An 18,850-nucleotide genomic window follows, 5' to 3' on the forward strand; every position below is an offset into this window, starting at 1 on the left:
AAATGCGAAACATGATCACCATGGGTGAGTTCATCGTCAAAAAGCAGGCGGATTATCCTACCGCGACCGGCGAGCTGACCTCGTTACTCAGCTCAATCCGCCTTGCTGCCAAGGTGGTGAACCGGGAGATCAACAAGGCGGGACTGGCGGATATCATCGGTTCCATGGGCGCTGAAAACGTACAGGGCGAGGTGCAGCAGAAGCTGGATGTCTATGCCAACGAACGCTTCAAGGCGGCGCTCGAAGCGCGCGGCGAGGTGTGCGGCATGGCCTCGGAAGAGGAAGAGGACTTCGTAGCCTTTGACTCGCCGCTCTCCAAAAACTCCAAGTATGTGGTACTGATCGACCCGCTCGATGGCTCCTCCAACATCGACGTTAACGTCTCGGTCGGGACCATCTTCTCCATCTACCGCCGTTTGAGCCCGCAGGGTTCGCCGGTGACGCTGGAGGATTTCCTGCAACCGGGCAACCGTCAGGTCGCCGCCGGTTATGTGGTCTACGGCTCCTCCACCATGCTGGTCTACACCACCGGGTTTGGCGTCAATGGCTTTACCTACGACCCTTCCATCGGTTGCTTCTGCCTCTCTCATGAGAACATCCGTATTCCGGAAGAGGGCAAGATTTACTCCATTAACGAGGGTAACTACATCAAGTTCCCGGACGGGGTGAAGAAGTACCTGAAATATTGCCAGGAGCGCGACGAGGCGACCCACCGACCTTACACCTCCCGCTATATCGGTTCCCTGGTCTCCGATTTCCATCGCAACCTGCTCAAGGGCGGCATCTATATCTATCCGTCCGGCACCAACTCACCGAACGGCAAGCTGCGCCTGCTCTATGAGTGCAACCCGATGGCGTTTCTGGTGGAGCAGGCCGGTGGCAAGGCCTCCGATGGCTTTGGCCGGATCATGGATCTCCAGCCCACCGCGCTGCACCAGCGTACCCCTTACTTCGTGGGCTCGACCAAGATGGTGGAGCGCGCCGAGGCCTTTATGCGCGAGTTCTCCGCCCACGAGGATCCGGCCAACCAGGGTTAATTCTCTGATTTGCGCGAGTGAATAAAAAACGGGAGCCGATTTGGCTCCCGTTTTAGTTGGCGTTATCGTGCAGGCTCGCCGCCAGCGTTGCAGAGCCTCACAGGCTGTTGTTGGCCAGATCCGTCAGCAAGCCATCGACCAGTTTCAGGCGCATGGCGCGATCCTGGGTCGGCATCTGGAAACGCAGCCGGGTCGGCCCGTCCATCTTGTAGACCCGTGGCTGGCTGGAGAGCAGTTTGACCAGATAGGCCGGATTGACCTTGGTCTCCTGGGTGAAGTCGAGATAGCCGCCGCGCTCGCTCATCTCCACCCGGCGAATGCCAAGGGCGGTGGCACGCTGGCGGAAGGCCGCCAGCTCCAGCAGGGTTTTGGTCGCCTCCGGCAGCAGGCCAAAGCGGTCGATCAGCTCCACTTTCAGCTCGCGCAGCTCCTGCTCGTCCGCCGCGCTGGCGATCCGCTTGTACATGGAGAGGCGCATGTTGACGTCCGGGATGTAGTCGTCCGGCAGCAGTGCAGGCAGGCGCAGCTCCACCTCGGTGTGCTGGCTCATCAGCTGCTCCAGCGACGGCTCCTTGCCATTTTTCAGTGCCTCGACCGCCTGCTCCAGCATCTCCATGTAGAGGGTGAAGCCGACCGATTCGATCTGGCCGCTCTGATCGTCGCCGAGCAGTTCGCCCGCGCCGCGGATCTCCAGATCGTGGGTCGCCAGCGCAAAACCGGCGCCGAGATCTTCGAGCGAGGCGATCGCCTCCAGCCGCTTGGCCGCATCCTTGGTCATCAGCTTGGGATGGGGGGTGAGCAGGTAGGCATAGGCCTGATGGTGGGAGCGGCCGACCCGGCCCCGCAGCTGGTGCAGCTGGGCCAGACCGAGATGATCTGCCCGGTCCATGATGATGGTGTTGGCGCTCGGCACGTCGATACCGGTCTCGATGATGGTGGTGCAGACCAGCAGGTTGAAGCGCTGGTGGTAGAAGTCGGACATGATCCGCTCAAGGTCGCGCTCGCGCATCTGGCCGTGGGCGATGCCGATGCGCGCCTCCGGCACCAGCTCGGCAAGATCTGCCGCGCACTTCTCGATGCTCTCCACATCGTTGTGCAAGTAGTAGACCTGACCACCGCGTTTGAGTTCCCGCAGCACCGCCTCGCGCACCACCGCCGGTTCGTGCTGGCGCACGAAGGTCTTGATAGCGAGTCGCTTGGCGGGCGGGGTGGCGATGATGGAGAGATCCCGCATGCCGGACATCGCCATGTTGAGGGTGCGCGGAATGGGGGTAGCGGTGAGGGTGAGGATATCCACATCGGCCCGCAGCGCCTTGATCTTCTCCTTCTGGCGTACCCCGAAGCGATGCTCCTCATCGACGATGAGTAGCCCCAAGTCCTTGAAGGTGAGCTCGGAGCCGAGCAGCTTGTGGGTGCCGATGATGATGTCCACCTTGCCCTCCGCCAGCTCTTTCATCACCGCGCTCTGCTCCTTGGCGGAGCGGAAGCGGCTCAGTACCTCGACCCGCACTGGCCAGTTGGCGAAGCGGTCGCGGAAGTTGTCGTAGTGCTGCTGGGCCAGCAGGGTGGTAGGCACCAGCACGGCGACCTGCTTGCCGCCATGCACTGCCACGAAGGCGGCGCGCATCGCCACTTCGGTCTTGCCGAAGCCCACGTCGCCGCACACCAGTCGGTCCATGCTCTTGGCCTGACACATGTCTCCCAGCACCGCATTGATGGCGTTGAGCTGATCGTCGGTCTCCTCGAACGGGAAGCTGGCGGCAAACTGGCGATAGGCCTCTTTGTCGTGCTTGAAGGCAAAACCGGCGCGGGCGGCGCGTATGGCGTAGACATCCAGCAATTCGGCCGCCACGTCGCGCACTTTTTCCGCCGCCTTGCGCCGCGCCTTGACCCAGGCCTCGCCACCCAACTTGTGGCTGGGCGGGTTATCCGATCCGGTGTAGCGGCTGATGAGGTGCAAACTGGTGACCGGAACGAACAGCTTGTCGCCGCCGGCATATTCGAGGGTGAGGAACTCGGTGGGCAGGCCACCGGCATCGATGGTCTCCAGCCCCAGATAGCGGCCGACCCCGTGATCCAGATGCACCACCGGCTGGCCCTGGGTCAGCTCGCCGAGGTTGCGGATCACCGCGTCCGAGCTTAAGTTTTTGCTCTTCTCCCGTGCCCGCTTGCTGCGCACTTTGCCGCCCAGCAGCTCGGTCTCGGTGATCAGCGCCAATGGATCCTGACCGGCCTCCTGCCACAGGAAGCCACGTTCAAGCGGTGCGACCAGCAGGCCGTGACGATCCTGGCTCACCATAAAGGCGTCGAGGGAGGGGAACTCTTTGGGTTGCAGCGAGATGCGCGCCAGCAGATCGCCGAGCACTTCCCGGCGCCCTTCGGATTCCACCGCAAACAGGGTGCGCCCGGCAAAGCCGTGCAGGAACTGGTCGAGCGCCAGCAGGGGTTGCTCCTTGCTGTGATCGAGTTGCAGGTCGGGCAGCGCCTCGATGGGCAGATCGTGCTGACCGGCATCGCCCGCGGTGGCGGCCTCTTGCAGCCGCACCGCGCCATATTGGCCAAGGGCGGCAAAGAGCTGCTCTACCGGCAGATAGAGCTGCGCCGGTGGCAGCAGCGGGCGGGTGTTGTCCCAACGTCGGTCTTCATAACGTTGACCGATGTCGTTCCAGAAGCGCTGGGCGGCGGGGTAGATATCCCCCACGGTGAGCAGCAGGGTATCTTCCGGCAGATAGTCAAACAGGCTGGCGGTCTGGTTGAAGAAGAGCGGCAGATAGTACTCGATACCTGCGGGCCAGCGCCCCTTGCTCACCTCCTGATAGACGGAGCCCTCGGCTCGCGACAGCTCGAACTGTTCGCGGAACTGGCCGCGAAACAGCTCGATGGCCGCCTCGTCGGTGGGGAACTCCCGGGCAGGCAGCAGGCTGACCGTCTTGACCGGCTCGCTGGAGCGCTGGGTCTCGGGATCGAACGGGCGGATGGAGTCCACCTCGTCATCGAAGAAGTCGATGCGATAGGGGCTGTTGCTGCCCATCGGGAAGAGATCGAGCAGGGAGCCGCGGGCGGCAAATTCGCCATGCTCCAGCACCTGATCCACCGCCACGTAACCCGCTTCGGCCAGCCGCCCGCGCAGCTGTTGCAGATTGAGGCGCTGACCGGCCTTCACCATCAGGCTGTATTTGTCGAGGTAGACCCGGGGGGCGCAGCGCAACATCAGGGTGGAGATGGGGACGATCAACACCCCCTTGTTCATCTGTGGCAGCTTGTAGAGGGTCTCGAGCCGCTGGGAGATGATGTCCTGATGGGGTGAGAAGGTGTCGTAGGGCAGGGTCTCCCAATCGGGGAACAGCAATACCGGCGCGGACTGATCGGCCAGCTGCTTGTCTGCCAGCAAATACTGAAGCTCCTGCTCAAGGCGCAGGGCGCTCGGGGTATCGGCGGTGATAAGCAGTACCGGCCCCTTGGCTTCGCTGGTGAGACGGGCTGCAATCAGCGAGAGGCTGCTGCCGACCAGCTGGCCGAGCGTGATCTTTTGGCCCGCTTTGGCGGGCAAGGCGGGGAGTTTCATTGGCATGGTTCGATTCTTTTAACGTTGACGTTATCTATCGCTGACGTTCGCTCTGGTTAGCGCTGACGCTCTTGGGCGCGCAGCTTGAGCTGTTTCGATTGCACGTGGAGGCTGGCACGTACCAGCAGTTCACGATCATCTTCGCGGATCCGCACATAGTCGAGCAGCACATGGGTGCCATGTTCACTGCCGTCGAGCTGCTTGACCTGGCCATAGCAGTAGATGGCGGCCGCCTCTTCGCGCAGGAAGATCTTGAGGCGCACTATCTGGTGCAGGTGCGGCGCATCGCCGTGACCATGATAGGGGTGCAGATAGGTGAGCTGGCCGGCACTGAAACGCAGGGTGTGGAAGCGTTGCTCCGGATGGTCCTGCACGGAGAGCACATAGCCCATGATCATGTCGATCTTGCGGGACTGCTGATTGACGATCTCGATCAGATCGTGCATCGACTCGTTCTGGTTGCGCAGCAGGCGAGTGGTCACCAGATCGATGGAGGTAATGGCCGAGGAGATCCGAAAGGGCTCCGGCAGCTCAGCGTCCAGCTCCGCCAGCGAGGGGAGGTGGAAGTCGGCCGGCATGGGGATCACATTGACCGGCGTGGCATGAGTGACGCTGAAGAACTGTTCCTGCATGGAGGCTATCCCTTGTTGTCATGGACGGTTTCCCTTTATTATCCGGTATCTTATTTTGTTGGCAACGTACATATCCTTGAAGACCAGACTTTTTCAGCCCCTTTCGCTGGCCATCGGCTTGCGTTATGCCGGCTCGAAGCGCAGCAATCGCTTCGTCTCATTTATCTCCCTGTTCTCTACCTTTGGCATCGCCATCGGGGTTGCCGCCCTGATGGTGGTCATTTCGGTGATGAACGGTTTCGAAGGGCAGCTCAAAGGGCGCATCCTCGGGGTGATCCCCCATGTGGTGGTGACCAATCAGGCTGGCCGCATTGATGCAGACCCGCAAGGCTTGCCGGATCTGGCCAAACTCCCCCATGTGGTCGCCTCGGCCCCCATGCTCGACAGCGAAGGGATGCTGCAAAGCCCCGGCCAGCTGACCGGGGTGAGCGTGCAGGGGATCGATCCTGCGCACTGGCCCAAGGATGACATCCTGCACTCCCAGATGCTGGGGGGGCGCCTCGATACCTTGCAGGCTGGTCACTACCGCATCGTGCTGGGGCAGGGGGTGGCACGCCGCCTCAATGTCTCCCTCGGTGATCAGGTTCGCCTGATCCTGACTGAAGGAACCCGCTTCACCCCGTTTGGCCGGGTACCGGCCCAGCGCCTCTTTACCGTCTCCGGTATCTTCGGGGTCGGCGCTGACGTGGATAACCAGATCGCGCTGATCGCGCTGGGGGATGCCCAGCGGCTGCTGCGGCTGCCGACAGAAACCGTCGGTGGCATTCGCCTCTGGCTCGATGATCCGTTTGCGGCCGACGAGGTGATCAAGACACCGTTGCCGGATGGACTGCTGTGGCAGGATTGGCGGCGCGAGCGCGGTGAGTTGTTCCAGGCGGTCGCCATGGAAAAACGGATGATGGGACTGATGCTGGTGCTGATCATCGCCGTCGCTACTTTCAACATCCTCTCCGCGCTGGTGATGGTGGTGACGGACAAGGAGGGCGAAGTGGCCATCCTGCGCACCATGGGCATGAGTGAATCGGGGATCGTCAAAATCTTCATGGTGCTCGGCGCCTCCAGCGGGGTGATTGGTGCCCTGTTTGGCGGACTGGCGGGCCTTGCGCTCTCCTTGGGTCTCAACCCGCTGCTCAATGCGGTGGGGCTCAACCTCTATATGGCGGCGGGTGGCAGTGGTCTGCCGGTCATCGTCGAGCCGGCTCAGGTCATCACCATTTTGCTGGGCGCCGTGCTGCTGAGCTTCAGTGCCACCCTCTACCCGGCGGCCCGCGCTGCGCGGGTGAAACCGGCCGAGGCGCTGCGTTATGAGTAATGCCGTGAATAATGCATCTTCTGTTGTGACTGGTGCCCCCGTTGTTGCGGGTGCCAGCGTTGTTACTGAGGCAAGTGGAGCCCCTGTTATGAATGAAGCCGTATCCCGTGAACCTCTGCTGCGCTGCCATGCGCTCAATCATGTCTATAAAGAGGGGGAGCTGGAGACTCAGGTGCTCAAGGGGATCGATCTCTGTGTCGCGCCCGGTGAAATGCTGGCGGTGGTGGGGAGCTCGGGCTCCGGCAAGACCACTTTGCTGCATCTGATGGGGGCGCTGGACAACCCCTCCAGCGGCGCCGTGCTGTTCAAGGGGGAGGATATCCACCATTGGGATAGCCGCACCCAGGCCCGTTTTCGTAACCGCGAGCTGGGTTTCGTCTATCAGTTTCATCACCTGCTCTCCGAGTTCAGTGCATTGGAAAATGCGGCCATGCCGCTGCTGATCGCCGGTGAGTCGGTGGCGGTTGCCACCGAGAAGGCGACCAGAATGTTGGGTCGGGTGGGGCTCTCCCATCGCTTGAACCACCGTCCCTCCGAGCTCTCCGGTGGCGAACGTCAGCGGGTGGCGATCGCCCGGGCGCTGGTCAACGAACCGAGCCTGGTGCTGGCGGACGAACCCACCGGCAATCTGGATCACGCCAGTGCCACTGCGGTGTACGAACTGCTGTGTGAACTGAATCGTGAACTGGGCACCGCCTTTGTGGTGGTGACCCACGACTTGAGCCTGGCGGCCAAGCTCCATCGCCGGGTGACCCTGGTGAGCGGCGTGATGGCGGAGGTTGCCTGATGTTCAAACCGCTGCCCCTCTTTCTGGGCCTGCGTTACAGCCGCTCCCGCCGTCGCAACGGGTTTATCGCCTTTATCTCTGCCTCTTCCCTGATCGGTATCGCCCTCGGGGTGATGGCGCTGATCCTGGGCCTCTCCGCCATGAACGGTTTCGAGCGGGAGCTCAAAGATCGGGTGCTCTCCGTGGTGCCGCAAGGTGAGCTGGACGCCGTCGAGCGGCCGCTGCCGGACTGGCCACGTCTGCGTGACTACCTGCTGGCCCAGCCGGGTGTCGAGGCGGCCGCGCCTGTCATTCGCCTCAATGGCCTGCTGGAGCACGGCTCTGCCCTCAAGGGGGTGCAGCTGCGCGCCGTGCTGCCGGAGCTGGAGGCCAATCTGTCGGATGCGGGCAAGTACATGACGGGCCGCGGCCTGCGTGAGCTGCAACCGGGCGAGCATGGGGTGATCCTCGGCAAGACCATCGCCGACAAGCTCGGGGTCAAGGTGGGGGACTCGGTCGCCCTGCTGCTGCCGCAAGGGGGCGATCAGGCCGGGATCAAGAATCCCCGGCGCGAAGCCCTGACCGTGGTGGGACTGCTGGAAATTGGCGGTCAGCTCGACGGTCTGCTCGGCTTTATGCATCTGGCCGATGCCCAGACCATCACCGGTATGGGCAGCGATGTGGAGGGCTTCAGCCTGCGGGTGAGCGATGTGCTCAAGGCGCAATCCATCACGGTAGCCGCCGCGCAGCAGTTCCCCCATCACGTCTATATCCGCAGTTGGATGAACAGCCAGGGCTACCTCTATCAGGACATCCAGATGGTGCGTACCGTCATGTATGTGGTGATGCTGATGGTGGTGGCCGTCGCCTGCTTTAATATCGTCTCCACCCTGGTGATGGCGGTGAACGAAAAGCGCAGCGAGATCGCCATCTTGAAGACCATGGGAGCGAGCCCCGGTCAGATCCGGCTTACCTTCGTCATTCAGGGGATGGTCAATGGTGTAGCCGGTGCGCTGCTTGGTGCCCTGCTGGGTGGGCTGCTCTCCAGCAAGCTGACCCAGATCCTGGGGGTCATCGAGAAGCTCATCGGCCACCGCTTCCTCAATCCGGATATCTACTTCATCGACTTCTTGCCGACCGAGTTGCATATGCAGGATCTGCTCATCGTGACGGGCGCCGCCATTCTGATGAGTCTGCTGGCGACCCTCTATCCCGCCTGGCGGGCGAGCGGTCTGGTGCCGTCGCGCGAGCTGGGTCACTGATGCGCAGCATCTAATGCGCAATAAATAACGAAGGGCCCGCCGGTGCAAACCGGCGGGCCCTGCTGTTTTGAGGTCGAGTGACGTGGCTTAGTGAGCGTTGAGCTCATCGAGTGGCAGGGAGAAGCTCGCCACGAAGGTGTCGATAAAGTAGCGCATCTCCTCGCTCATCCGGGCTTCCAGCATGGCTTCGAGGCGCTTGCGAGCCGGTTCAAACTCCCTATTGCCCGCGTTGATCTCCTCCAGACACTTGGTATAGGCGCAGAGGGTGTCGGCATCTTTCACCAGTCGAGCCAGTTCGCCATCCTGGGCTGCCGAATCGAGCAGCGGGCGAAAGTCCTCGACCAGTTCAGGTGGCAGCATGGCGAGCAGACGCTGCTCGGCGGCCAGCTCTATCTTTTTGTACTCGCGGGCAATTTCGGGGTTGAAGTATTTGACCGGGGTGGGCAGATCGCCGGTCAGCACCTCGCTGCTGTCGTGATAGAGCGCCATCACGGCGGCGCGGTCGGCATTCACGCTGCCGCCAAACAGCCGGTTTTTGATGATGCCGAGGGCATGGGCCACCATGGCGACCTGCAGGCTGTGCTCGGCGATATTTTCGGGCTGGATGTTGCGCATCAGGGGCCAGCGGTAGATGAGCTTCATGCGGGCGAGATTGGCGAAAAAGTGGCTGGGTAACATGATGGCCTCAACAAAAGAGAATAGAAAAGGGCAGACGCCAGTCTGCCCTTTTTTTCGTTGCAAGGCAGCGTCTGCCCGCGCATTTCCTGCAGTTAGCGGATATAGCGACCCGATTCCGCCTCGTGGTTGGTCACAATCATCTGGCCGATGGGGGCCAGGCTGATCAGTGCCAGCTTGAGGTGCTGAATACCGAACGGGATACCGATAATGGTCACGAAGCAGGCCAGCGCGGAAGCGATGTGGCCGATGGCCAGCCAGATGCCGATCAGCACGAACCAGAGGATGTTGCCAATCAGCCCCAGGGTGCCGGTGCCGATATCGCTCTGGCCGGTCATGGTCTTGCGATTGACCGCCTGCTTGCCAAACGGGAAGAAGGTAAAGGTGCCGATCACGAAGCAGGCGCGTCCCCAGGGGATGCCGACCAGCGAGATAAAGCAGATAAGACCGGCCAGCCACCAGGCCAGGCCCATAAAGATACCTCCCAGTACAAACCAGAGCAGATTGAACAAGAAGCGGAAAAAGGCCATGTGAGTGACTCCAGATACATCAATTTGGCTGCCACCATAACGAGGGAGGGCAGGGGACGCAATGGTTGATTCGGTCAATCGCCATTTGGCTGGACAAATTAAGTCGCCGCCCGCGACAGCGGCCTGTTTTGCGGCGAAAAATGGGTAATAAATCGGCATTCGGCTGAAAAAAGGTGAACAAACGCAAAATTATCGTCACCGGATGGTTGAAGTCGGGTGCCTCTCTCCCCATATAAAGGGCAGTTTTGCACGAATTGTGCTTTCACGCCGCTCAATGTGGGGGATGTGTGGCTCGACTCGACCAAAGTGCGCCGCTATAATGCCGCGTCATATTTTCTCATCACAAAGACATATTGTTGTCTTTATAAACAGGAAGACTCCGGGCTTTGCCCAGGGGCAATAAGGGTCAGCACACAGTGCTGAGTTGAACGAGGTAGAAGAATGCAAGTTTCTGTAGAGACAACCCAGGGTCTGGAACGCCGTCTTACCATCACTGTACCGGCCGCTACCGTAGACGCCGCTGTGCGTAAAGAATTGAATGGCCTGGCCAAAACTCGTCGCATCGACGGTTTCCGTCCTGGCAAGACTCCGGTTGCCATCATCAAGAAGATGTTCGGCGCCATGGCTCACGCCCGCGTTGCTGATGAAATGATGCAGAGCAACTTCATCAAAGCCATCATCGAAAACAAACTGAGCCCGGCCGGTGCCCCGACCATGGATCCGAAAGAGATCCAGGAAGGTCAGGATTTCGAATTCACCGCCACGTTCGAAGTGTACCCGGAGTTCGAAGTTGCTGGTCTCGAGACCATCAAGGTCGAGAAGCCGGTTGCGACCGTGAAGGATGAAGATCTGGCCAACATGATCGACACCCTGCGCAAGCAGCACGCTACCTGGGCTGATGCCGATGTTGCTGCTGCCAATGGCATGCGTGTGACCCTGGACTTCGTCGGTTCCATCGACGGTGAAGAGTTCGACGGCGGCAAAGCTGAAGGCTTCAACCTGGTGCTGGGCGCTGGCCGTATGATCCCGGGCTTCGAAGACGCCATCATGGGCAAGAAAGCGGGCGACGAGTTCACCATCGAAGTGACCTTCCCGGCTGACTACCACGCTGAAAACCTGAAAGGCAAAGAAGCCAAGTTCGCTTCCAAGCTGATCAAGGTTGAAGAGCAGATCCTGCCTGAGCTGACCGAAGAGTTCGTCAAGCGTTTCGGTATCGAAAGCGGTTCTGTTGAAGAGCTGAAAGCCGAAGTGCGCAAGAACATGGAGCGCGAACTGGCTCAAGCCCTGAAAAACAGCGTGAAAGAGCAGGTTCTGAACGGTCTGGTTGAAGCCAACCAAATCGACCTGCCGAAGGCCGCTGTTGCTCAAGAGATCGATACCCTGCGTCAACAGGCTCTGCAGCGCTTCGGTGGTTTCCAGGGCGGCAACGCTCCCGAGCTGCCGGCTGAACTGTTCCAGGCGCAAGCCGAGCGTCGTGTACGCGTTGGCCTGCTGCTGGGCGACGTGATCCGCACCAACGAGATCAAGGCTGACGATGCCCGCGTAACCAGCATCATCGAGTCCATGGCGACTGCCTACGAAGATCCGAAGGAAGTGATCGAGTACTACCAGAAGAACGAGCAGATGCTGAACGGCGTTCGTAACCTGGCAGTTGAAGATCAAGCCATCGACCTGATCCTGTCCAAAGCGCAAGTGACCGAAAAAGAAGTTGCCTTTGACGACGTGATCAACAAGTCTGGCGCCGCTGCCTAAGAACATTTGACTTAAGGTCAAGACTGTTAAGTATAATGGCTCGTGTGATCTCCACTCGGGCCATTTTATTTTAGGGACAATGCCTTATGTATAAAAACTATAACGATGTAACCGAATCCCCACGCAATGCACTCATCCCGATGGTGGTAGAGCAGACTGCCAAGGGTGAACGTTCCTACGATATCTACTCCCGTCTGCTGAAAGAGCGGGTGATCTTCCTGACCGGTCAGGTTGAAGATCAGATGGCCAATCTGGTGGTTGCCCAACTGCTGTTCCTCGAGTCCGAGAATCCGGACAAGGACATCTATATCTACATCAACTCGCCGGGTGGTTCGGTGACTGCGGGCATGTCTATCTATGACACCATGCAGTTCATCAAGCCGGATGTCAGCACCGTCTGCATGGGTCAGGCCTGCTCCATGGGCGCCTTCCTGCTGGCCGGTGGCGCCAAGGGCAAGCGTTTCTGCCTGCCGAACGCTCGCGTGATGATCCACCAGCCGCTGGGTGGCTTCCAGGGTCAGGCATCTGATATCCAGATCCACGCCCAGGAGATCCTGAAAATCAAAAATACCCTGAACGAGCGTCTGGCGTTCCATACCGGTCAGGACATGGCTACCATCGAGCGTGACACCGATCGTGACAACTTCATGTCCGCCGAGCAGGCCGTGGCCTATGGTCTGGTAGACGGTGTCCTGAGCCAGCGTAGCTGAGCAGGGTGTCCCGGTCTGTTGTAAACTCAACAGGCCGATCCATCCTCTATTGATAAAACGAGGTTGCTGAATGACAGAAAAACGCAAGGGTGAGGGTGATAAGCTGCTCTACTGCTCTTTTTGCGGCAAAAGCCAGCATGAAGTGCGCAAGCTGATCGCTGGCCCTTCCGTCTACATATGTGATGAGTGCGTCGAGCTGTGCAACGACATCATCCGCGAAGAGATCCGCGAGATCTCGCCCAAGCGCGATGGTAACGAGCTGCCGACCCCTCATCAGATCCGCGCTCATCTCGATGACTATGTGATCGGGCAGGAGTACGCCAAGAAGGTGTTGGCCGTTGCGGTTTACAACCACTACAAGCGTCTGCGTAACAGCGGCGAAAACAGTGGTGTGGAGCTCGGCAAATCCAACATCCTGCTGATTGGCCCGACCGGTAGCGGCAAGACCCTGCTGGCCGAGACCCTGGCTCGTCTGCTGGATGTGCCGTTCACCATGGCCGATGCGACCACCCTGACCGAAGCCGGTTATGTGGGCGAGGACGTGGAGAACATCATCCAGAAGCTGCTGCAAAAGTGCGACTACGACGTAGAGAAGGCCCAGCGTGGCATCGTCTATATCGACGAGATCGACAAGATCTCCCGCAAGTCGGACAACCCCTCCATCACCCGCGATGTCTCCGGGGAAGGGGTACAGCAGGCACTGCTCAAGCTGATCGAAGGGACCATCGCTTCCGTGCCGCCGCAAGGTGGTCGCAAGCATCCGCAGCAGGAGTTCTTGCAGGTTGATACCTCCAAGATCCTCTTCATCTGTGGCGGTGCCTTTGCCGGTCTGGACAAGGTGATCGAGCAGCGTTCCGTGAAGGGAACCGGTATCGGTTTTGGCGCCGAGGTGAAATCCAAGGATGCCAAGGCCACCCTGAGCGAGACCTTCGCCAAGGTGGAGCCGGAAGATCTGATCAAATATGGTCTGATCCCCGAGTTCATCGGCCGTCTGCCTGTGGTCGCGACCCTGACCGAACTGGACGAGTCTGCTCTCATCCAGATCCTGAAAGAGCCGAAAAACGCGCTGACCAAACAGTATGCTGCGTTGTTTGATCTGGAAGGGGTCGAGCTGGAGTTCCGTGACGACGCACTCAACGCCATTGCCCGCAAGGCGATGGAGCGTAAAACCGGTGCTCGTGGTCTGCGTTCCATTGTGGAAGCTGTGCTGCTGGATACCATGTATGACCTGCCTTCTCTGGAAGGGGTCAGCAAGGTGGTGATCGACGAGACCGTGATCAAAGGGGACTCCGCGCCCTTGATGATCTACGAAAATCCCGAGACCCAGGCTGCTGCATCAGAGTAAACGTCTGATTTTTAATCAAATGGAAGGGGCTTTTTGCCCCTTTCATGCTTTTTGCGGTTTCGGCGATTGAATCTCATCTCAGCGCCCCCATATACTCAGCCAAGCGCTTTGCCAACGGTATAACAAGCCGAGAGGACATATATGAACCTAGAGCGTTCAGAACGCATCGAGATTCCCGTCCTGCCTCTTCGTGACGTGGTGGTTTACCCCCACATGGTCATTCCACTCTTTGTGGGGCGGGAAAAATCCATTCGCTGTCTGGAAGCGGCCATGGAGCAGGACAAGAAAGTTCTGCTGGTGGCCCAGAAGGATGCGTCAACCGACGAGCCGACGGTGGAGGAGATCTTCACCGTCGGGACAGTGGCCAATATTCTGCAGATGCTCAAGCTGCCGGACGGCACCGTCAAGGTGCTGGTAGAGGGGGGACAGCGTGCCCGCCTGGAGCGGATGATCGACGACAAGGATTTCTTTGTCTGCGAGGCCCAGTACATCCCCTCCCAAGCCATTGAGGAGAAGGATCAGGAAGTACTGGTTCGCTCCGCTATCGGCCAGTTTGAAGGCTATATCAAGCTCAACAAGAAGATCCCGCCCGAGGTACTGACCTCGATCTCGGCGATCGACGATGCTGCGCGTCTGGCCGACACCATGGCGGCCCACATGCCGCTCAAGCTGGAAGACAAGCAGAAGGTGCTGGAGATCGTCTCGGTTTCTGAGCGCATCGAATTCCTGATGGCGATGATGGAGTCGGAGATTGACCTGCTGCAGGTCGAGAAACGCATCCGCACGCGCGTCAAGAAGCAGATGGAGAAGAGCCAGCGCGAGTACTACCTCAACGAGCAGATGAAGGCCATCCAGAAAGAGCTGGGTGAGCTGGAAGATAGCCCGGATGAGTTTGAAGCCCTCAATCGCAAGATTGAAGAGGCCGGTATGCCGGCTGATGCCCGTGAAAAGGCGTTGGCAGAGCTCGCCAAGCTGAAAATGATGTCGCCCATGTCCGCCGAGGCTACCGTGGTTCGCAGCTATGTGGACTGGATGGTACAGGTGCCGTGGAAGGCGCGCTCCAAGGTCAAGAAAGACCTTGGCAAGGCGCAAGAGGTGCTGGACGCCGATCACTATGGCCTCGAGAAGGTCAAGGATCGCATCCTCGAATATCTGGCGGTACAGGCGCGGGTGAACAAGCTCAAGGGCCCCATCCTCTGTCTGGTTGGGCCTCCCGGTGTGGGCAAGACCTCGCTGGGCCAATCCATCGCCAAGGCGACGGGCCGCAAGTATGTGCGGATGGCCCTCGGTGGGGTGCGTGACGAAGCGGAGATCCGCGGTCACCGCCGTACCTATATCGGTTCCATGCCTGGCAAGCTCATCCAGAAGATGGCGAAAGTCGGCGTGAAGAACCCGCTGTTCCTGCTCGACGAGATCGACAAGATGAGCTCGGACATGCGTGGCGATCCCGCATCTGCCTTGCTGGAAGTGCTGGATCCGGAACAGAACAACAGCTTCAACGATCACTACCTGGAAGTGGATTATGACCTGTCGGACGTGATGTTCGTGGCCACCTCCAACTCCATGAACATCCCGGGTCCGTTGCTGGACCGGATGGAAGTGATCCGTCTCTCCGGTTACACCGAAGATGAGAAGCTCAACATTGCCAAACAACATCTGGTTGCCAAGCAGATCCAGCGCAACGGCCTGAAAGAGTCCGAGATCACCATCGAGGATTCTGCCCTGGTCGGGGTGATCCGCTACTACACCCGCGAGGCGGGGGTGCGGAGTCTGGAGCGCGAGATCTCCAAGATTTGTCGCAAGGCAGTCAAGCGCATCCTGCTGGACAAGAGCATCAAGCATGTTCAGGTCAATCAGGCCAACCTCAAGGAGTTCCTCGGGGTGCAGCGTTTCGATTATGGCAAGGCCACCGACCAGAACCAGGTGGGTCAGGTGTGTGGTCTGGCGTGGACCGAAGTGGGCGGCGATCTGCTCACCATCGAGACCACCAACATGCCGGGCAAGGGCAAACTCACTTACACCGGTTCCCTCGGTGACGTGATGCAGGAGTCCATCCAGGCGGCCATGACGGTGGTGCGGGCTCGTGCCGAGAAGTTGCGTATCAACGCCGACTTCTACGAGAAGCGCGATATCCACGTGCACGTACCGGAAGGGGCAACCCCGAAAGATGGTCCGAGCGCCGGTATCGCCATGTGTACCGCCCTGGTCTCCAGCTTGACCGGTAATCCGGTTCGTGCTGATGTGGCGATGACAGGGGAGATCACCCTGCGCGGCGAAGTGCTGCCCATCGGTGGTCTTAAGGAGAAGTTGCTGGCAGCCCATCGTGGCGGCATCAAGCGAGTGCTTATTCCGAAAGAGAACGAGCGTGACCTTGAGGAGATCCCGGCAAACGTCAAACAAGACCTTGAAATTTATCCGGTTCGCTGGATTGACGAGGTGCTGGAATTGGCGTTGCAGGACAATCCGCAGGGGTTTGAACGCGTTTCTGTCGTGTAAATGTTGATGCGCCGCAAATTTGGCGCATTCGACGGGTGGTTAAGGCTTGCATGCGCCCGATAACGGAAGTAGCCTTGACCACCGATCGGGTACTCGTGATGAGTCGCAATGCGTTGTGTGGCGCGGGTTTGCGCCAGATTGTCACTTGCAACTGATCAGGAGGCTTGCTATAAAACCTCCACTTGTTGTGGCCAGGGAAATCAGCGCCGCAGCGGTGTTTGATAAAAGGGGAATATAAGAGTGAATAAATCTCAACTGATTGACAAGATTGCAGACGGTGCCGATATCTCCAAAGCTGCCGCTGGCCGTGCGTTGGATGCCTTCATTGATGCTGTTGGTGAAGCGCTGAAAGAGGGTGACCAGGTTGCTCTGGTTGGTTTCGGTACTTTCGCTGTACGCGAGCGTGCTGCCCGTTCAGGCCGTAACCCGCAGACTGGCGCGACCATCGAAATCGCTGCTGGTAAAGTTCCTGCCTTCAAAGCCGGTAAGGCCCTGAAAGACGCTGTTAACTAAGTCGGTCGCTGATATCCGTCGGCTACCGTCCTTGGTCGCAGACCAGACAAGTTAGAGAGTCTTCTCTCATACTGATTGACCAAGGCGCATCGCAATCGGTGCGCCTTTTTATTGTTTACGCCCATCGAGTTCGGGAGCATAAGTACAAACATGATGTTGGATAAACTACGCGAAGGGGCGCAGGGCAAGGTAGCCAAGGTTATCTTGGGCCTGATCATCCTCTCCTTTGCCTTGGCTGGTGTAGGTAGCTACCTGAACGGCCCGGCCCGTACCGCCCCCGCCACCGTCAATGGCACCGAGATCAGTGCTGCGGCACTGGAAAATGCCTACCGTAACGAGCGCGCCCGCATGGAATCCCAGATGGGAGAGGCATTCAGCCAGCTGGCCGCGAACCCCGATTACATGAAACAGTTCCGCCGTGGCGTGCTGGATCGGCTGATCGATCAGGCGTTGCTGGACAGCAAGGCCCGTGAACTGGGTCTGCGCATCAGCGACGAGCAGATCAAGCAAGCCATCGTGGAAATGCCCGAGTTTGCCGAAAACGGCAAGTTCAACAATGACCGCTATCTGCAACTGATCCGTCGTGCCGGTATGACTCCCGAAATGTTCCGTGACTCTCTGCGTCAGGACATGGTGCGTCAACAGCTGATGGGCGCCCTGCTGGGCACCGAATTCTCCCTCAAGGGTGAAGCGGAGCAGCTCGACAAGCTCTACAACCAGACTCGCGATCTGCGTCTGGTGCGTCTGGCTGCCGCCAACTATGTAGATGATGTTCAGGTCTCTGACAACGAGCTGGAGCAGTACTACAAGACCAATGGCGCCCGTTTCATGAACGACGAGCAGGTCAAGGTCGACTATCTGCTGCTGGATGCTGCCAACCTCGCCAAGGATATCAAGGTCACCGAGCAGGATGCTCAGGATTACTACGATCAGCACCAGGATCTGTTCCAGCGTGCCGAGCGTCGTCATGTGGCTCACATCCTGATCCCGTTTGGCAAGGACGAGAAAGCGGCCGAGCAGAAAGCAGAAGCCGTGCTGGCCAAAGCCAAGGGTGGCGAAGATTTCGCTGCGCTGGCCAAGGCTGACTCTTCCGATACCTTCTCCGCCAAAAAAGGCGGCGAGCTGGACTGGTTCGAGAAAGGGGTGATGGATCCTGCCTTCGAAAAAGCCGCGTTCGCCCTGAACAAGGCAGGTGATCTCTCCACCGTGGTGAAGAGCCCGTTCGGTTTCCACATCATCAAGCTGCTGGGGGTTGAAGCTGCCCAGACCAAGCCGTTTGCCGATGTGAAGGAAGAGACTATCACTCGTCTGCAAGCTGACAAGGCCAAGGAGCTGTTCTTCGCCGAGCAGCAGAAGATGGCTGACAACAGCTTCGAAAACCCGGACTCGCTGGATCTGACCGCTGATGCCATGGGGATGAAGGTACAATCTTCCGATTTCTTCACCCAGGCGAGCGCCCCGGCTCCGCTGAACGATCCCAAGGTACTCTCTGTGGCGTTCTCCGAGCAGCTGCGCGATGACAACACCAACTCCGACGTGATCGAGCTCTCCGATGGCAAGGCGCTGGTGCTGCACATTACTGGCCACCAGCCAAAGGCCGTCAAGCCGCTGGCTGAAGTGAAAGAGCAGGTGATTGCCGCCATCAAGCATGACAAGGCCGGTGAAGTGGCCCGTGGCAAGGCGCAGGGCCTGCTGGACAAGCTGAAGGTCGGTGAGAGCATCACGGCTGATCTGACTGCACTCGGTCTGAAAGTGGAGACCCACAAAGGGGTTGCCCGCTTCGATCGCGAACTGGATCAGAACCTGATTTCCCAGGCGTTCACACTGCCCCATCCGAAAGATGGCAAGCCGAGCGTGGCACTGGTTGCCGAGACCAATGGTGACCGCGTGGTGGTTGCCCTGGACAAGGTTAACGTCCCTGCCGCCGCATCCGGCATGGCCGCCATGCTGCAAGGTCAGCTGGGTCAGGGCAAAGCTCAGGTGAGTTACAAGTCTCTGATCGATGAGCTGCGCAAAGCGGCCAAGATCGAGTACTTCACCAGTGTGGAAGCGACCGTCGAGTAATCGGCACCGCGCAATCCACTGAAAACGGCTCCTTGATGGAGCCGTTTCTTTATCTGTGGGCGAGGGGGATACTCAAGCTCTGCTCTCTGCTCTCTGCTCTCTGCTCTCTGCTCTCTGCTCTCTGCTCTCTGCTCTCTGCTCTCTACAGTTTCCGCTTTGCTCTGTGGCTTGCTGTGGCCGTTTCTGGGTCA

14 protein-coding genes are annotated in these 18,850 nt (G+C 59.3%); 10 read left to right on the top strand and 4 right to left on the bottom strand.

The features are described from left to right. Positions 1–2: 2 nt before the first annotated feature. Positions 3–1,037 carry a class 1 fructose-bisphosphatase gene (fbp, locus tag OKC40_RS01085; RefSeq protein WP_058051810.1) on the top strand — a complete coding sequence of 345 codons (1,035 nt, stop codon included), beginning with the start codon at positions 3–5 and terminating at the stop codon, positions 1,035–1,037. Between the two features lie 97 nt (positions 1,038–1,134). Here fbp and mfd read toward each other — a convergent pair whose 3' ends face one another. Both mfd and OKC40_RS01095 read right to left on the bottom strand, forming a co-directional pair. After that, positions 1,135–4,602, bottom strand: a complete 3,468-nt coding sequence (mfd, locus tag OKC40_RS01090; RefSeq protein WP_270793908.1) for a transcription-repair coupling factor — start codon at positions 4,600–4,602, stop codon at positions 1,135–1,137. 56 nt (positions 4,603–4,658) lie between these two features. Continuing rightward, a complete protein-coding gene (locus OKC40_RS01095) occupies positions 4,659–5,234 on the bottom strand; it encodes a hypothetical protein (protein WP_042062821.1) in 576 nt (191 codons plus the stop codon). Positions 5,235–5,310: 76 nt separating this feature from the next. Between OKC40_RS01095 and OKC40_RS01100 the strand changes: the two genes are divergently transcribed. The 3 genes from OKC40_RS01100 (at position 5,311) to lolE (ending at position 8,574) form a co-directional block, all read left to right on the top strand. Further along, positions 5,311–6,546, top strand: coding sequence for a lipoprotein-releasing ABC transporter permease subunit (locus OKC40_RS01100; RefSeq protein ID WP_270793862.1), 1,236 nt, complete (start codon positions 5,311–5,313; stop codon positions 6,544–6,546). Positions 6,547–6,634: 88 nt separating this feature from the next. Further along, positions 6,635–7,333: a lipoprotein-releasing ABC transporter ATP-binding protein LolD gene (lolD, locus tag OKC40_RS01105; protein WP_181281639.1), complete on the top strand. Its 699-nt coding sequence runs from the start codon at positions 6,635–6,637 to the stop codon at positions 7,331–7,333. Next, positions 7,333–8,574: a lipoprotein-releasing ABC transporter permease subunit LolE gene (gene lolE / locus OKC40_RS01110; protein WP_213392189.1), complete on the top strand. Its 1,242-nt coding sequence runs from the start codon at positions 7,333–7,335 to the stop codon at positions 8,572–8,574. Before lolD ends, lolE begins: the two co-directional genes overlap by 1 nt. 87 nt (positions 8,575–8,661) lie before the next feature. On the opposite strand, the gene yfbR is transcribed toward lolE, so the two are convergent. Both yfbR and OKC40_RS01120 read right to left on the bottom strand, forming a co-directional pair. Beyond that, positions 8,662–9,252: a 5'-deoxynucleotidase gene (gene yfbR, locus OKC40_RS01115; RefSeq protein ID WP_042062817.1), complete on the bottom strand. Its 591-nt coding sequence runs from the start codon at positions 9,250–9,252 to the stop codon at positions 8,662–8,664. Between the two features lie 92 nt (positions 9,253–9,344). Continuing rightward, positions 9,345–9,779, bottom strand: coding sequence for a YccF domain-containing protein (locus tag OKC40_RS01120; RefSeq protein WP_042062816.1), 435 nt, complete (start codon positions 9,777–9,779; stop codon positions 9,345–9,347). Positions 9,780–10,220: 441 nt separating this feature from the next. Between OKC40_RS01120 and tig the strand changes: the two genes are divergently transcribed. The 6 genes from tig to ppiD all read left to right on the top strand — a co-directional run bounded on the left by tig (position 10,221) and on the right by ppiD (position 18,659). Further along, complete coding sequence (gene tig, locus OKC40_RS01125) at positions 10,221–11,531, top strand: trigger factor (protein WP_270793863.1); 1,311 nt, start codon at positions 10,221–10,223, stop codon at positions 11,529–11,531. A gap of 86 nt (positions 11,532–11,617) precedes the next feature. Further along, positions 11,618–12,241 (top strand): ATP-dependent Clp endopeptidase proteolytic subunit ClpP, encoded by a 624-nt coding sequence (gene clpP / locus OKC40_RS01130; protein WP_042062813.1) that lies wholly within the window; start codon positions 11,618–11,620, stop codon positions 12,239–12,241. 70 nt (positions 12,242–12,311) lie between these two features. Continuing rightward, entirely contained in the window at positions 12,312–13,586 is a 1,275-nt protein-coding gene (gene clpX / locus OKC40_RS01135) for an ATP-dependent protease ATP-binding subunit ClpX (RefSeq protein WP_005336977.1), read from the top strand. A 141-nt stretch (positions 13,587–13,727) separates the two neighbouring features. Beyond that, a complete protein-coding gene (gene lon / locus OKC40_RS01140; protein ID WP_058051817.1) occupies positions 13,728–16,082 on the top strand; it encodes an endopeptidase La in 2,355 nt (784 codons plus the stop codon). Positions 16,083–16,322: 240 nt separating this feature from the next. Beyond that, entirely contained in the window at positions 16,323–16,595 is a 273-nt protein-coding gene (hupB, locus tag OKC40_RS01145; protein ID WP_005315375.1) for a nucleoid-associated protein HU-beta, read from the top strand. A 150-nt stretch (positions 16,596–16,745) separates the two neighbouring features. After that, on the top strand, positions 16,746–18,659 hold the full coding sequence (gene ppiD, locus OKC40_RS01150; RefSeq protein WP_270793864.1) for a peptidylprolyl isomerase: 1,914 nt from the start codon (positions 16,746–16,748) through the stop codon (positions 18,657–18,659). Positions 18,660–18,850 lie beyond the last annotated feature (191 nt).

The sequence above is a fragment of the Aeromonas sp. QDB11 genome (genome assembly GCF_027705265.1).
In the GTDB taxonomy this organism is placed as follows: Bacteria; Pseudomonadota; Gammaproteobacteria; order Enterobacterales; family Aeromonadaceae; genus Aeromonas; species Aeromonas allosaccharophila.